General features: G+C 38.0%; 13 protein-coding genes and 1 pseudogene. 6 read left to right on the plus strand and 8 right to left on the minus strand.

The features are described 5' to 3' along the window. Positions 1-261: zinc ribbon domain-containing protein (locus tag I6E78_RS08495; RefSeq protein ID WP_197182286.1), on the plus strand; the 261-nt coding region annotated here is incomplete at its 5' end. Positions 262-312: 51 nt separating this feature from the next. On the opposite strand, the pseudogene I6E78_RS08500 reads toward I6E78_RS08495, so the two are convergent. After that, a pseudogene (locus tag I6E78_RS08500) lies at positions 313-519 on the minus strand (HupE/UreJ family protein); the annotation flags it as partial. A gap of 309 nt (positions 520-828) precedes the next feature. Here I6E78_RS08500 and I6E78_RS08505 point away from each other — a divergent pair. After that, complete coding sequence (locus tag I6E78_RS08505) at positions 829-2,457, plus strand: diacylglycerol kinase family protein (protein ID WP_197182287.1); 1,629 nt, start codon at positions 829-831, stop codon at positions 2,455-2,457. Between the two features lie 42 nt (positions 2,458-2,499). Here I6E78_RS08505 and I6E78_RS08510 read toward each other — a convergent pair whose 3' ends face one another. Continuing rightward, on the minus strand, positions 2,500-2,808 hold the full coding sequence (locus tag I6E78_RS08510) for a VF530 family DNA-binding protein (RefSeq protein WP_011329963.1): 309 nt from the start codon (positions 2,806-2,808) through the stop codon (positions 2,500-2,502). A 54-nt stretch (positions 2,809-2,862) separates the two neighbouring features. Beyond that, complete coding sequence (locus I6E78_RS08515; protein WP_011329964.1) at positions 2,863-3,165, minus strand: YnjH family protein; 303 nt, start codon at positions 3,163-3,165, stop codon at positions 2,863-2,865. A gap of 206 nt (positions 3,166-3,371) precedes the next feature. Between I6E78_RS08515 and I6E78_RS08520 the strand changes: the two genes are divergently transcribed. After that, the gene (locus I6E78_RS08520; protein ID WP_011329965.1) at positions 3,372-3,605 is read left to right on the plus strand and encodes a TIGR02647 family protein; all 234 of its coding nucleotides are present in this window, start codon (positions 3,372-3,374) and stop codon (positions 3,603-3,605) included. Between the two features lie 35 nt (positions 3,606-3,640). Here I6E78_RS08520 and maiA read toward each other — a convergent pair whose 3' ends face one another. Both maiA and hmgA read right to left on the minus strand, forming a co-directional pair. Beyond that, entirely contained in the window at positions 3,641-4,273 is a 633-nt protein-coding gene (gene maiA / locus I6E78_RS08525) for a maleylacetoacetate isomerase (RefSeq protein WP_086995698.1), read from the minus strand. Positions 4,274-4,279: 6 nt separating this feature from the next. Further along, positions 4,280-5,581 (minus strand): homogentisate 1,2-dioxygenase, encoded by a 1,302-nt coding sequence (hmgA, locus tag I6E78_RS08530; protein WP_193038806.1) that lies wholly within the window; start codon positions 5,579-5,581, stop codon positions 4,280-4,282. Between the two features lie 166 nt (positions 5,582-5,747). Here hmgA and I6E78_RS08535 point away from each other — a divergent pair, with 166 nt between their 5' ends. Continuing rightward, on the plus strand, positions 5,748-6,179 hold the full coding sequence (locus I6E78_RS08535; protein ID WP_197182288.1) for a MarR family winged helix-turn-helix transcriptional regulator: 432 nt from the start codon (positions 5,748-5,750) through the stop codon (positions 6,177-6,179). Between the two features lie 55 nt (positions 6,180-6,234). Here the strand turns inward: I6E78_RS08535 and I6E78_RS08540 are convergent, their stop codons facing one another. The 3 genes from I6E78_RS08540 to I6E78_RS08550 form a co-directional block, all read right to left on the minus strand. Then, positions 6,235-9,348, minus strand: coding sequence for a TonB-dependent receptor (locus I6E78_RS08540; protein WP_197182289.1), 3,114 nt, complete (start codon positions 9,346-9,348; stop codon positions 6,235-6,237). A gap of 321 nt (positions 9,349-9,669) precedes the next feature. Beyond that, entirely contained in the window at positions 9,670-12,876 is a 3,207-nt protein-coding gene (locus tag I6E78_RS08545; RefSeq protein ID WP_197182290.1) for a TonB-dependent receptor, read from the minus strand. A 28-nt stretch (positions 12,877-12,904) separates the two neighbouring features. After that, positions 12,905-13,771 (minus strand): S1/P1 nuclease, encoded by an 867-nt coding sequence (locus tag I6E78_RS08550; protein WP_197182291.1) that lies wholly within the window; start codon positions 13,769-13,771, stop codon positions 12,905-12,907. A gap of 212 nt (positions 13,772-13,983) precedes the next feature. On the opposite strand from I6E78_RS08550, the gene I6E78_RS08555 reads away from it, so the two are divergent. Next, positions 13,984-14,874, plus strand: coding sequence for a hypothetical protein (locus I6E78_RS08555; protein ID WP_231617964.1), 891 nt, complete (start codon positions 13,984-13,986; stop codon positions 14,872-14,874). Then, positions 14,871-15,818, plus strand: a complete 948-nt coding sequence (locus I6E78_RS08560) for a hypothetical protein (RefSeq protein WP_197182293.1) — start codon at positions 14,871-14,873, stop codon at positions 15,816-15,818. The genes I6E78_RS08555 and I6E78_RS08560 overlap by 4 nt, the downstream gene beginning before the upstream one ends. Positions 15,819-15,880 lie beyond the last annotated feature (62 nt).

The raw sequence follows: 15,880 nt of genomic DNA on the forward strand, positions 1-15,880 counted from the left end.
ACCGCGCCAGCCATGACTCTTAATTTGCTGCGATACAAAGCGGAAGAAGCTAGTAGCGAATTTGTTGAAGTACCAACAAAGCAAGTTAAGCCAAGTCAAACCTGCCCAGACTGCGGAGCTAGGAAGAAGAAATCCTTAGCAGAGCGCTGGCACTCATGCGAATGTGGTTGTGAGAAGCCCCGCGATGTAGCCAGTGCGCAAGTTAACTTAAACTGGGCGTTAGGTATTCAGGCTGGGAACCAGCCTAAAAAGGTAGCTTAGGCTTTCTTTTTGAAACTCCTTCAAAACGCGCAGCGTTTAGTGGGAGTTGTTCATCCCTAAGTTAAATGCCACAATACTCAATAGCTGATAATCGCTCGACAGCCCCAACTCACCCAATACACTGGCAAACCCCATGTCGTGCAATAAACCAAATGCAAATGTTACCCAGCCTAAGCGCAATACCAGTGGCCATACATTATTAAGTGCAGCAAAAAGTACTGACAGGGCAATACCTAGCTCTACCCAGCGGCTATTAGGGTATGTGTTTGATAGGGTGCGTTATGGCAAGTTTTTATAAATGCTTCTACAATCCAGCCTAATACAAGTAAACAAAGTGTATTGCTGTTACTTTATACCAGTGTGAACAATTAGCCTACTATAGTGTAAAAACAGCAACGTTTTATAAGTGGACTAAAAAAGGCTTAATAAATAAAAATTAAAGTGTTAATTATCAATAATATAATTAATCAGGGATAAGTGAATGCTGGCGTAAAATTTGCTTTTACAATATTAAGGCATGATTAATAAATATAACAACAACGAGCATATATTATAAAAGGAGAACACATGTGGGCTGCAATTAGTTACTTACTATTGGCATTAATACTCATATTTATTGGCTGGGAAGTTAACTCAATTTACTTTTCAATTGTATTTTATTGGAGTGCGTTGTCACTACTTTTAGTGGGGGGCGCTTATATATTCGATATAGCAAAAGTGTTTAGAAAACGCGAAAACGGCGTTATCCCTTTTTATATTCGCTGGGCGTTTATTCCTTTTTTATTTGGCGCACAATTATACAATGCGTGGGCTCGTAAGCACGATAAAGTGCCGCCTATTCAAAAGATTAATGAACATTTGTTTTTGGCATGTCGATTATTTCCCTCTGACATAGATACACTAAAAGAAAACGGTATTACCGCAATACTTGATGTAACGTGCGAGTTTGACGGTTTAGAGTGGAGCTCTACGCAAGAAAACATTAATTATTTAAACATTCCGGTACTCGATCATAGCGTTCCTACGCATTCGCAGTTAAACCAAGCAATTAATTGGATCCATCATCATGTACAAAAAGATCGCCGTGTGGTGGTGCATTGTGCTTTAGGGCGCGGGCGCTCTGTGTTTGTAATGGCGGCCTACTTGCTTAGCCAAAATAAAGATGCCGATGTGCATCAAATACTGGCACAAATAAAAGAAACCCGCGAGACAGCTAATCTTAATAAACGTCAATTACATCACTTAGCTAAGCGCCATAAAAAAGGTGAGTTAGTGATTAAAAACAAAGCATTTTTGATTGCAAATCCAGTGTCGGGCACAAAAATGTGGCAAGACAAACAACACCTAATTATTGCTAGTTTATCGGCTTATTACGACTTAACCGTATTAACAACCTCAAAAGAAGTTAACGGCGTAGCGCTTGCTAAACAGGCAATAAAAGAGCAGCCAGATATTATTATTGCTTGTGGTGGTGACGGCACAGTGACAGAAGTGGCCAGTGTATTAGTGCACACTAAATGCAGGTTGGGTATTATTCCGCTGGGCACGGCTAACGCATTAGCGCATGTGTTAATGGGCATAAAATCAAAATTTATTCCTGTTGAACAAGCCTGTGATTTAATTATTGATGGGCAAACAAGTTTAATCGACACAGCTTATTGTAACGACGAGCTAATGTTACTACTGGCAGGAATTGGCTTTGAACACTCCATGATTGAAAAAGCCGACCGTGAAGCTAAAAACAAATCTGGGCAACTGGCCTATTTAAATGGTTTTTTACAAGCTTTTGGTGAACAAAAAGCACAAGTATTAACGATAAAGCTTGATGATAACGAACCAACGCAAGTGAGTACCAATAGTTTTATTGTTGCTAATGCCGCACCCTTTACTACTTTGCTAGCTCAAGGTGGCGGGCAGCCCGATCATAGTGACGGGCTTCTTGATGTGAATTGGTTAATACCCAATAAAGAAAATGGCACTACAGTACTGAGTATTGCCGAGCTTATGTTTAGCAGCATTACACAAACACATTTAGCTATTAATTCGCATCATACAAATGCTAAAAGAGTGGAAGTAAGTGCAGAGCAAGAGATTAAATACGTAGTAGATGGAGAGGTGAAAACTTCTAACAAATTAGTTATTACAATCTCACCTGGATCATTAAACGTTATTTGCAAAGAACAGCTAGATAAATAATACACGGCTATAAAACGGCGTTATTACACGCCGTTTTATTATTTATTTTTTGATCGAAGGCCAAACAAAGCCCGATGTATCAGGTGCTCTATCGGAAGTGGGCCTTGGTGCACTTTTGGGTCTACGAATTGGCTTGTTATTTATGGTATGAATATAAAGCGCTTCTACTTTATCTCGTGCCCATGGGGTTTTACGCAAAAATTTTAAGCTCGATTTAATGCTTGGTGCATCAGTAAAGCATTTAATTTTAACCTGTTCACCCAAAGTTCTCCAGCCAAGTCGTTGCTCTAACTCAACAAGTATTTGTTCTAACGTTACCCCATGTAAAGGGTTTTTAGGTTGATTATCCATAGCTACACTACTTATTTAAACTGCGCATAGTGTAACTTAATTCACTCGTAGAGGCTAATTCACTGTAATTGTAGCGGGCTTAGTAGGGTAAATTGCATTGCCTTGTTTGTCGAGTTTAAGCCAAATTAGTTGGCTGTTGTTATGTTGTACAAATTTAGCCCCGCAAATAAGTGTAAATGAGTGTATTTGTATTAACGCTCCTTCGCTGTAGCGTTTATTGTCGTACCAACAACTTGTGTCGGTATTGACAAACTGATTAGCATCGATAACAGAGTGGGTTTTAATTGTATTAGCATGGCTGAGTAGCGAATAGCTTAAGCAGCTAATATAAAAACATAAGATTAATAAATGGCGCATTTTAGTCTCAAATTGTCGCGGGTTTAAAAATAATACACTAAGCTAAAAAACATGCTAGGGTAAGGTATACACAAACACCATAAAAATGCGTAATTGGGTATTTTATAGCACCTTAACATTAGACAGCTGCTTATAAAAAAGGCGCTTTCTTGATTTGGGTATATTTATATTTAGTAAAACACAGAACAATAAATAGGTGAAAATATATGCAATTTAACCAAACAATGATCGATGAATTTACACTATTAGCTAAATTTCCGCGTGAAAGTAAAATGCAGGGAATTAAACTTCATTCAGACGCAGAGCCTAGCTTGTTAAGCGCCGCACAACGTTTATTTGATAAAGGAATTATAGATAGCCCAGATGGCGGTTATTTAACTGATCTGGGCTTAGAATTAATTGACCATGTAACTGTGGTGCACAGTGCCTTACAAGGCTAATTTTCTGGGTTAATTACCTAGGCTAATTATTTAGACTAGGTTGCATCAGGTTGATTTTGTGGTGCGGCATCAATAAATGCATCGAGCTTATTACAACGCTCATAAATGGCTGCTATTTTAGGATATGCGGCCATATTTACATTAAAACGAATAGCATTAAATACCTGCGGTACTAAGCACACATCGGCAAGGCTTGGTTGCTCACCCACACAAAAAGCGTTATTACTATCAAGTAGATGCTCTACTTTTTCAAACCCTACTTCTACCCAGTGGCGATACCAAGTGTTTTTAGCCTCATCGTCTACCCCTAGTTCGTTACTTAAATACTTGAGTACGCGTAAATTATCTAACGGATGAATGTCGCAGGCTATGGCGTAACTTAAATTACGGATTTGTGCTTTTTGCCACGCGTTACCAAATAATAATGGCGTTGTGTTTGGATGGCTTTCTTCAAGATACTCTAAAATAGCCAGAGATTGCCCAAGTACACCGTCAGCTGTTTCAAGTGCAGGGAGTAAGCCTTGTGGATTTTTATCTAAGTAGGCTGCACCTAACTGTTCAGACTTTAGTAAATTAACACCAACCAATTCGTGATCAATGTTTTTTAAGTTAAGCGCAATACGCACCCGATAAGCGGCTGATGAGCGAAAATAACTATAAAGTTTCATGTTTTATTATCCTTGTGATCCAGTAAATTGCTTTTTAATTGTGCGCCAACAATCAGTGTAATTAGCTTGGCGCTCTTTGCCTTCAAGAGCGTATTTAGTAGGGGATATGACATAACGTGATTCAAACATAAATGCTAGCGTATTCTCATAACGTTGCGGCTCAAGCTGGGCATTAGAGGCTTTGTCGAACACGTCGGCTTCAGGGCCATGGGGCGACATACAATTGTGTAGGCTCATACCGCCGGGAACAAAGCCATGCTCTTTAGCATCGTAAACGCCTTCTATTAAGCCCATAAATTCACTCATTATATTACGGTGAAAGTAAGGAGGGCGAAAGGTGTTTTCGGCCACCATCCAACGTGGAGGGAAAATAGCAAAATCAATATTAGCTACACCTTCGGTGCCTGATGGCGATGTAAGTACGGTAAAAATAGACGGATCTGGGTGATCAAAGCTCACTGTATTCATTACATTAAAACGTGATAAATCATATTTATACGGCGCACTGTTACCGGTCCAAGCAACTACATCTAGAGGCGAGTGGCCGATATCACAACGAAACATATTGCCGTTAAATTTGGCAACTAATTCAAACTCACCTTCTATATCTTCAAAAGCAGCCACTGGGTATTGAAAGTCACGATCGTTGGCAAAGCCGTTAGAGCCGACCGGGCCACGCTCAGCTAAAACATATTGATGACCATAGTTTTCACAAATATAACCGCGTGCAGTTGCTGTTAATAGCTGTACCTGAAACTTTATACCGCGGGGAATAACCGCTATTTCGCCCGCTTTTATGGTTAAATTACCACACTCAGTTTTAAGTAATAATTCACCTTGCTGCGGTACAAACAACATTTCGCCATCGGCATTATAAAAATAACGCCCGTCCATCGATTTATTAGCAACATAAACATGAATACCAATACCGGTTTGGCCATTTGCACTACCATTAGCGGCCATAGTAATTAAGCCATCAATAAAGTCAGTTGGTTGCTGTGGAATGTCGATAGGGTTCCAGCGTAGCATAGTCGGTGGAGTCACTACCTCGGTGATAGGCGCAGTGCGAATTAAGCCATTATCCATTGCTGTATAATCGCCTTGAACAACAGAGGGACGAATACGGTATAGCCACGTTCGGCGATTATCGGCGCGTGGCGCAGTAAACGCGGTTGTACTAAACTGCTCTGCATATAAATCGTACTTTACTTTTTGCGGACTAAATTGTCCGATAGGCAATGCACCAGGCAAAGCTTCGGTTTCAAACTCATTACCAAAACCAGTCATGTATTTTAATTCGGTAGCCATTAGCAACTCCTGTGAGAGTGGGGTAGTTTAATCTTGTTATTATTTAGGTTAAGATACTCTCAAGTGAGACTAATTTCAAATTGCGTAAGTTAATTCACTGTAAATAATAATGAACAGTCATTTCCAGTTGAATTAAAACGCAGGCCCAACGAGTGGTGCTACAACGATGAAGATCAATTTAGATACGTTTTTACCTTATCAATTAACCAATATAGCTACGCTTGTGAGTAACGATTTTGCCAAAGTGTATAAACGTGAATTTGGCTTAAATATTCCGCAGTGGCGCATACTCGCTAACTTAGCGCAATATGGGCAAAGCACAGCTAAACAATTATGCACGCAAGCTGATATGGATAAATCAACGGTATCAAGAGCGGTAAAAGCTTTAATAACTAAAGGTTTTATTTGCAGCAAAGTGAATGAGCAAGATAAACGTGCTGCATTTTTAATGCTATCTGATGAAGGCGAGGTATTGTATAAAAAAATCACCCCAGAGGCACTTGCATGGGAAGCGCAGCTCCTAAATACACTCAGTGACGATGAGCGTCAGCAAATGATGAGCATTTTTGAAAAATTAAAACATCAGTTACAGCCATAAAAAAAGCCCATCATAAGATGGGCTCTAAACTAAATAAAATTATTACCTAATTTTATTAGAAAGTGTAACGAACACCTACGCGCATTTCCCAAAGAGAAGCATCACGTTGCACGGTTGTATTGGCATTATTAGGATTGAAATCCGAATAAATATAACGACCTTGAGCGTCAATATCGGTTTTAATCATACGAGAACCAACAAATGGACCTTTCTTAAGAACACCCCAATCATCATTTAACATATTAGTTAAGTTATCGATAACAAAGAATGCTTCACCTTTGTGGCCATCCATAAATCCAGGGATTTCTTGGGTTAGCTTAAAGTTGAACTTAACGAACCAATCTGCATTTTGAGCATTACGCCCAGCAATTTCACCACGTTTAAGACCTTGTGATGCTATAAACTCATTAAACTCAGTAATTTCAGCAGCGCTCATATTGTAAATAACATTAGGATCGTTTTCTAATGGTACGTATAAAAGCTGGCGAGAACGATTTGAGTTTTGATCGCCAAATTTACTATCACTTCCATTAAATGTAAAGCTGTATGGTAACCCTTTGTATGCTTCACCGAATAGGTTGAAGCGCGTGTTATAGCCATTGAAAAATTCATGGGTATAACCAAGGTTTAAAGTAAAGCGGTGTGGTATTTCATAATCAGATGATGCAACACCTGGGTTACCAGGATTAGCCGTTGCGACATTACCATAGTTAGAATCAGCAACAGAGCTGGTCATTGGGTTTACATCATCAGAATCAGTGTAAGCATAAGAAAATTGAACTTTAATACCATTATCATAAGCTTTACTAATAGCTGCAGAAATAACAGATGATTGACCACTACTACCATCTACATTAGTTAGTAGTAAATCGCCATCACGTCCTTCAATTGATTCGTATAATGGGCGGCCGTCAAAACTTACATCACCAGATGGACGAAGTGCGATATCTCTTAATATAGCGGCATTACGCTTTTTGGTATAAAGGTAATCAAGCGCAATTACATATTCATCTTCAGTAGTATAAGTTGCGCCAAGTGAGTACTTCCACTCAGATGGAATATCAAAACCAGGATCAACAGCTTTTACCGATGCATCACCAGAACCAGGTACTACACCAGCTACACCATCAAATAACTCTTGTGGAACTTCAAAACCAGGCTTACCACCATTCACATTAGGTGTGTTAAATAAGTCGACATTATCAATGCGAAGACCAATATTTGTAATACCGTCATTTGAATATGAGTTAGATAACCATACATTTGGGTTACCGCCTGAGAATAAGCCCATGCCCGCACGCACTTCTAGTGCATCGGTGGCGTACCATTCAAAACCAACACGTGGCTGAATTAAATCAATGCCATCAAAGGTTGATTGGTTACTAAACCCATAACGGTCAGTAAAGTTTTGATTAAGAGTTGGTTTATCATCACTGCTGTAGCTGTCGTAACGTAAGCCGAAGGTTAATGATGCATCAATATTTGAGAAGTTATACTCATCTTGAACATAAAAGGTATTTTGTGAGTAAGAAAAGTTAGCAGCGGCATCTGCAGGGTTATTAGTTCCAGCGGCATTATTATAATATATGCGCGAAGCTAAACCATTTTCAAAATCATCAATAGATGCAAAGCGCCATTCACCTTCAGTCTGCTGAACAAACTGATTGAATACTTCTAGTTCTTCATATTCAAAGCCAGCAGTAATAGTATGCTGATCTAAATAATATGTACCTGCTATTTTAGCTGTAATAGTATCGTAGTTTAAGTCATTTGATTGACGAGAATCATCAGGACCAAGGTAGACAGTGCCGCCGTCAGTTGCTTCAATTTGGAATTCACCAAAACTACTTGCAGCATCTAGAGAGTTTACACGTGCATCGAGTTCAGATTTACCAAGGCGAACTTCAGTTGAAAAACTATCATTCCAATCTGAATATAATGAACCTACGATTGAGGTGAATTCAGCGCCTTGTTCAAAAAAATGGCTATCTAAAGATAAGCGAGTAGACCCCGTATCTGACTGAGATAATGTGTAACCATCATTATAATTATAAACTAAGTTTGCACGATGAGAGTCGTTAATGTTCCAGTCTAACTTTATTAATATTTTTTCATCTTCAACTGGTGAACTTGCAGGCATACCACCGGCATCATAACCATATACAGTTTGAGATATTTGTTGAATACGTTCTAAATCAGCACTGGATACACTTGAACCTAAAGGATCGTAATTAAACTGTGCAACACCTTCAAGCTTTTCGTATGAGGTGAATAAGAATAAAGTGTCTTGAATAAGTGGCAAGCCAACGTTAAAGCCATAACGCTTTTCGCTGAAGTCTCCGTTATCAACTTTTTCACCTTCAATTTTATCGCCTTTCATTGAATCGTTAGTGTAATCGTAAAATACGGCACCATGAATATCGTTGCCGCCAGACTTAGTTACCGCATTAATGTTACACGAGGTAAAACCACCGTATTGCACATTGAAAGGGGCTAATTCAACGGCTACTTGCTCAATTGAGTCAAACGAAAACGGAGCGCGAATAGTTGGGTAGCCATTAGAGCTTAAGCCGAAGTTGTCGTTCATACGAACACCGTCAAGCGTTAAACTGTTAAAACGAGGGTTACCACCGCCACAGTTAATTGAACCACGACTGTCATCAACAGCAACGCGTGGGTCAATACGAATAATATCTTTTAAATCACGGTTAATTGCAGGTTGGTTTTCAAGATCATTAAGTGTGAATGTTGAAGCTGGCCCTGTACCACCAGACATAGTGCTGATAGCACGACCTGTTACTACAATTTGTTCAATATTTGATTGCGGCGCAAGTGTTACATTTACAGGGTAATCACTGCCTATATTCAAAATAATATTATTAAATGTTTGGTCAGCATAAACATCTGAATCAACAACAACTTTATATGGGCCGCCAACGCGAAGGCCTTTTGCAGTAAAATAACCAGCGGCATTTACTTCGGTAGATTTAACTGAGCCAGAAGGAACATGTAAAATTGTTACTTTAGTTCCTTGTGCAGGGTTGCCATTTGGGCCCATTATCTGACCTTTAATTGCAGACGTTGTTTCGTTGGCGATTGCAGCACCACTTACGCCTACACAAGCTGCAATAGCGAGTGATAGAGCTGTTTTACGAAGTTGAGTTTTCATTTTGTTTTCCCATGTAGTTTATTAAACTTTTTATATTTATAAAGTATTTGCACTAAACAAACGAACCAAATTCATGCAGTACTAAATCTATACATATTATACATTAGTTTATGTTTACAAATAAGCTACAAGTGTAATGTTTTTTTAATGTTTATAGATTAATGCTACGGATTATTAATGTTAATAATGAAATGTTCGTGTTGTAAAAGAGAGTAGATACTATTTATGACAGATAGATGAAAAAAGGGAGTTTAAATGAAAAAACCCATTACAAAGTTGTAATGGGTTTAACTAATATAAAACGTAATACTTTATTAGGTATTAAAACTTATAGCTCACACCAATTTTAGCTTGCCATGCAGATGATGACGTAGAAATTTGGCTATAGTTACGTACATCAGCACCGTTATGACGATTGTTGATAATGTAACGGCCTTCATCATCTATTCCAGCTAGATCATATACAGCTTGGTCAGAGAAGCCTAAACGCTTTTCAACACCCCAGTCGCTATTAAGTAAGTTAGCAAAGTTATCAATCATAAAGTAAACCTCACCTTTATGACCTTCAGCAAAACCTGGTATCTCTTGTTTAACGCTAATATCCATAGTAGTAACCCAAGGTTGAGTTCCTGTATTACGGTTTAGAATTTGGCCACGCTCAGAAATACCAGCACGGTTAAGTAGCGTTTCAAGTTCGCTCCACGACAAACCAGATTCATCCCAGTTTACATTTGCATCATCAGCACCCGTTGGGATGTATGCAAGGTAAGCAGAGTTTGAATAAAAGTCACGTGTATCGCCTAAATCATCTTTTTCATAAAGACCCATTGTATAGCTAAATGGACGGCCAGAGCGACGCTCAAAGTACATATTAAACTTGGTTTGGTAGCCAGAGAAAAGCTCAGTGTTATAACTCACATTAACTTTAAAGCTATGTTCAACTTCGTAAGCGCCACGCTGTGCTAAATCAACATTACGGCTTTGCGTTATGCTATGTTTATAATTACTTTGTGCTTGTGATGATGAGCCTGCAGATGCTTCTGTAATATCTTGATGCGCATAACTGGTAGATATGTATAGGCCGTTATCCCACTCTTTAGCAAGTGCAGTAGAGAAAATTACTGAACGTCCATCTTCCGCTGAGTTGGTCATTGCTATATCAAAGTTATCTTTTAAGTCACCTTCGTAGATACCTTCATAAATAATACGATCGCCATCAGCGGTTGTTCCAACAGGCTTGATTGCAGTGTTATGCCATACAGCCTCATTTTCTTTTTTATGGTAAGCAATTTCTGCTTGCCATTTAAAGCCATTACCTAAAAATTCTGAGTCAAATTCATAATCAAAACCAACTTGCGCACGGATGCTTGAAGGTAATTTAAAGTTAGGATCAATATAGTTAGTGCTACCCGCACCTTGTACTAATGAACCTTTTATTTCGTCTGGAACTTGAGTGATATCAACAGGGTTATTTGCGTAGTAACCATCAATTACGCTTTGTGGTGCGTCAACAAAAGTAAGACCGTCTTTTTGGAATGAGTTGTTATACCAAACGTTAGGAATACCGCCTTGGAAACGACCTACGCCACCATTGATAGTAAGAGCCTCTGTTGCATAATATTTGAAACCAACACGAGGTAAAATAATATCTACACCATCAAGGTTTTCTTGGTTAGTAAAACCATAGGTTTCTAAAAACTTTTCATTCAATGTTGGTTTATCGTCAGATGCCAAACGCTCATAACGTACACCCGCAGTTACTTCTAAATCATCAGTAGCATAAAACGTATCTTCTACGTAAAGAGCAAACTGACTGCGCGTTGCATCGTAAGCAGTATCTGCTGAGTTGTTGGTATAGGCATTACTGTAAGTAAAGTCATGTTTACCTTTGTAATTACCTACTTCGCGGTTTTCGAAACCTGCAAAGTTATCAAACTCCCATGAACCTAAAGAGTTTGCTGCAAATAAATTATATAAATTTAAAGATTCATACTTAGCACCAAACTTAATTTGATGTTCGTCTAATAAGTATGTGCCATCAAAAGTTAGTGTTAAATTTTCAGTCGCTGCTTTATTGGCATGACGGTATTCATCAGTACCAAACTGATAAGCTGGTCCACGGAAATATTCTTCAACTTTAACACTACCAATTTTAGAATTAGTGATGCTGTCAGATGTTACATCTTTATAAGCAATACCAATTTCAGTAGAGAAGTCTTCATTCCAATCTGAGTAAAGCTTGGTAGCAAAGTTGTTGAATTTAGTCGAGTAAGTGTAACGATTTGAAGCAAGTGAAACGGTACTGCCACCAGTACCAAAATTACGCTCGTCTTTATCGTCTTGCCATTGGTATGTAAAGTCTAAACGATGGTCATCGTTGATGTTCCAGCTTAACTTAACCAATAATGACTCATTGGTGTCTTTAGGATCGCCACCAAGAGAATCTTGCATACCGTACACGTTATCTAATATAGATAAAAACTGATCAAAGCTTTCTTTAGTTACATCGTATTCATTAGCAGCACCAGAGCCTTCAAAACCATAGTCTAAATCTAACTCGCTCTTCCATGCATTGTAGTTTACAAAGTAAAAAAGCTTATCCTCTAGTATTGGTCCGCCAAAGTTAAAGCCGTAACGCGCTTCTGTTTGGATTGGCTTTACTTGTTCAGTAACAAATGTTCTGTGGCCATCTTCATCTAAAGCTGGTCTGCCATTTGCGTATACTTGTGAAATACTGTCTACATCACCCGCCATATCTGGGGTTGATGTTTCGTAAAAACCAGAGAACTTAAACTCGTTAGTACCTGATTTTGTTACTGCATTTATAGTACCGCCACCAAAGTTGCCTTTAGCTGCTGAAAAAGGAGATACGTCTACAGAAATTTGTTCAATTGCATCAAGTGCAACAGGTGGTTGCGAAGTAGGGTAACCGCCGAAGCTCAAGCCAAAATCGTCGTTTTGACCAATACCATCAACAGTTAAGCTATTACTACGTGGATTATTACCAGCAAAGGTTAGCTCTCCATTACCGTTAATATTTGCAAGTGGATTTAAGCGAGCAATATCTTTAATATCGCGGTTAAAACTTGGCATGTTTTGAATTGTATCTTCGCCAAAAGAGCTGCTAGAACCACCTGATTGTTGTACTATTTTATAGCCAGAAACTTCAATTTTTTCCATGTTTAATGGTCTAAGCTGAGAGTTTAAGCGATAAGTATCACCTAATTCTAGGTAGATGTTTTCAAGCGTAGTGTCGTTAAAAGTATCAGAGTCGATTATTACTGTATATGGACCCCCAACACGTAAACCATTAGCTATAAAAGTACCACTTGAATTGGTTGTAAGTTCACTTACAGTTCCAGTAGGACCATGAATAACTTTAATTTTTACATTTGCAGCACTTTCACCAGATGGAGTAGTGATTTTACCGCGCATTGCAGATGACGTGTCAGCAGCCATAGCACTTGCAGAAACACCAAGAGCTAAAATAATTGCTCCGGTTAATTTCGAAAGGCGAAGTTTATTCATTATGTTGTTTTCCCGTATTAAAAGTTACTTAGTTAGTTGTTTTTTCGCTAGTTTGCATCTTAAGTGCACTGACTAACGGTGTTGCTGATTCATCAAATAAACTATTTAATAAACCAGCGAGTCTTATTCCGCCTTGTTGCAGCCGAGTTTTAATTATTGGCATATGGTCGAAAATGTAGCTGTAGCTAATATTTGTTTCATTTTTATTATAAATTGATTCTGCTAAGTTGTTTGATTCTACTAACCAACTAGTAGGGGTACTGGTTAGGTACTCACTAATTAAAGTTTGATTATTAGTATTGATAAAGTCAGCAAATTCAGTGTATGAGAGGTTTTCGCCTTCAATTAACTTACTGTCCCACAAACTGTGTAGGTTGGTTTCTTGACCAAAGTGCTTCACTTTAATATTGTTACCACCACGGTCATCTGCACGCCCAGCATGAAAAGGTTGATGGCTGTCGCCTACCAGGTGTACTAAAAAGCGTAAGCTAAACTGCTTAGCATCTAATGAACTTTGCTCGTCTTGAAGTACTTTAATTGAGTAATGAATACCTTCAAGAATGTTGGTAACAGATTCTTTATTTTTTGTATGAGAATGATTGAGTGAAATAGGTTTGTTTGCAGATGTATTAATATAATGCCAGCGTGATGATTTTCTTTGCCAAAACTCACCAGGAGCAGAGCGCATTTCATCTGGCCAAGTAGACACTTGTGCTAAAGATTCATTATTTAATAACGGCAAAAGTTTTGTTTTTGTTGTTTCACTAAGGTGAGACTCTGCAATTTTAGCTATGATCCTGTGTCCATTTTGACCCCATGCATGAGCATTAGTACAAACAAATACAGCGCTGACGACCAGCGTTGCTTTAACTGAGGACATTAAGTTGTTACGCATTTGGTTTCCTTCAAATTATTATAGGGTCAAAATCACTAATCCGGTCAATTGTCCTTGTTTATTTGGAGGATAGGAAGGCGTTAAGAATATTCATATTAACTTGTAGGTAAATTAATTAAATCAGCTGCTTATAGTTAATGGGTAAAATTACTTATTGCAATAAGTAATTAAAATTGTTCAAATAGGCTAATAATAATATTAGGATGTTTTGTTTGAACATTAAATGCGTCATTTACAATAAAATTCTGTTAATTGTATTTTTATATTTGTTAATTGTTTTGGTGTGGGTGTGCGGTCAACTAAGTGTTGATAGCAGTGAGTTACGCTTTGTAAAATTAATAGAAACATCAATTGAATGCCAAACATCTGCAATTAAAAATGAAAACCAGTTAATCATTTTTGCACCATCAAAAAAAATAGCAGGTACATTAGCACATAGCTTGTGTACCGATGAGGTGGTAGCTAAGCAGTACGGTTCGGTTGTAAGTTACTGGCGCTATAACACGACTGAGAGCTTTGAATTTGTAGGAAAAGGCATTGCCGATCTCATTTTAACTAAAAACAATATTATGGATGCATTTAAAGCCGAGACTACCTATAACTACCAACCTGTAGTTGGGTTTTCTGATTACACTGCATTTTTTATTTCGGCTAAAGAAAAACCTAAAATAACAAAAGAGTACTTTTTGGGTAAGCGTATTGGATTATTAGATTATCCAACCAGTCGCTCAGGCCATACATTGCCCAAGCAAGTATTTAAAGAGTTGGATATTAACCTCGAAAACTTAAATATTATTTATGCCAGCTCTCATGATGCCTTACGTGATTTATTGGCTAACGGAAAAGTAGATATTATAGCTTCGTTTTGGCAAGAAAGTGATACAAACCGCTTTTCAAAAAACTATATTACACCACTAAAAAATAACATTGCAGGCACGCGTTGGTATTTAAAAATGCCACATAATAATACCGATTTATTGTGCTCGGTACAGGCGCATTTATTAGCCATGTCGCAAGAGCAATCTCTTCATTACTATAAAGGTGCGCAGTCATTTTGGCAGTGTGATAATGACGTTGTAACTTATAAGCGAGATGAAATATGAGTAAGCAGTTATTTTCATTTATTACGCTATTCATTTTTTTATTACTTTGTAGCGTATTTTATTACTCAGTAAGCTATAAACAGCAGCAAGTGCAAAAGCTTAATATAGCCACGATAGAAAAACAGGTAGCGTTGGATTTACCTTTACTCGAGCTATCTAATGAACTGCTTAAGTACTCCAGTAATATAGATAATATAAATAGTTATTTAGAGCAGTTAAATTCGCAACTAATCGGCACTAATTTATTATTGTTAAATATTTTCGCTGAAAAAAAGCTATCAACCACATTAACCGGAGCGCAGTTTTTTACGCGTTTAACGACCAGTATTGGCCCTGTTTTTTTAGTTTTTGATATAAAACCACAGCCATGGCCGTGGCGTTATATTTATTATTATGTCGCTATTTTTATTTTAAGTGCTTTTATTAGCCACTGGCTGAAAACGGTTATTACAATAGAGCAAAAAAGTAAGCAATTAGCTACGCTGCAGCCTGAACCTGTTGAGGAAAGTAAATCACCCGTGTTAGTTATTAATCTAAATACTAAGACGGTGTCAGTTAATATTAATCCGCAATACCAAGTATGTTTAGCAAATAAACCACTTAGCTTTTATTTAGCGCTTATTGAATTTTGTAACAATAATAGCGATGTTGTGCTCAGCCATAATAAAGATGTACCTGATGAGCTAATTGAATTAGCTAATAAATATTTTTATCGATTAGTAGAGCTGGGACACACGATCCGCAAGCGCCCTAACTTTAATAATAGCCTTGAAAAAACATTGAGCGAAATACGCGCGGCGTTAGATGAAGTGTTGAGTGAATACCCGCAACAAAAAGAAATTTTTTATCCGCCTAAGGCATTTGGAGAGGGTTCTCGTTCGCGGCTACACAGTTACGGGTTAGTTAATATTGTTAAAGGCGATTTAGAAATAGTAGGCAAGTAATATTAGGGTCTGTTTATCTTTCAAGGTTGAATTTGCAGCAGTATGTTTGGTATTTAGGCAAG

The organism is Pseudoalteromonas sp. NZS127, assembly GCF_015864805.1.
GTDB classification, from domain to species: Bacteria; Pseudomonadota; Gammaproteobacteria; order Enterobacterales; family Alteromonadaceae; genus Pseudoalteromonas; species Pseudoalteromonas nigrifaciens.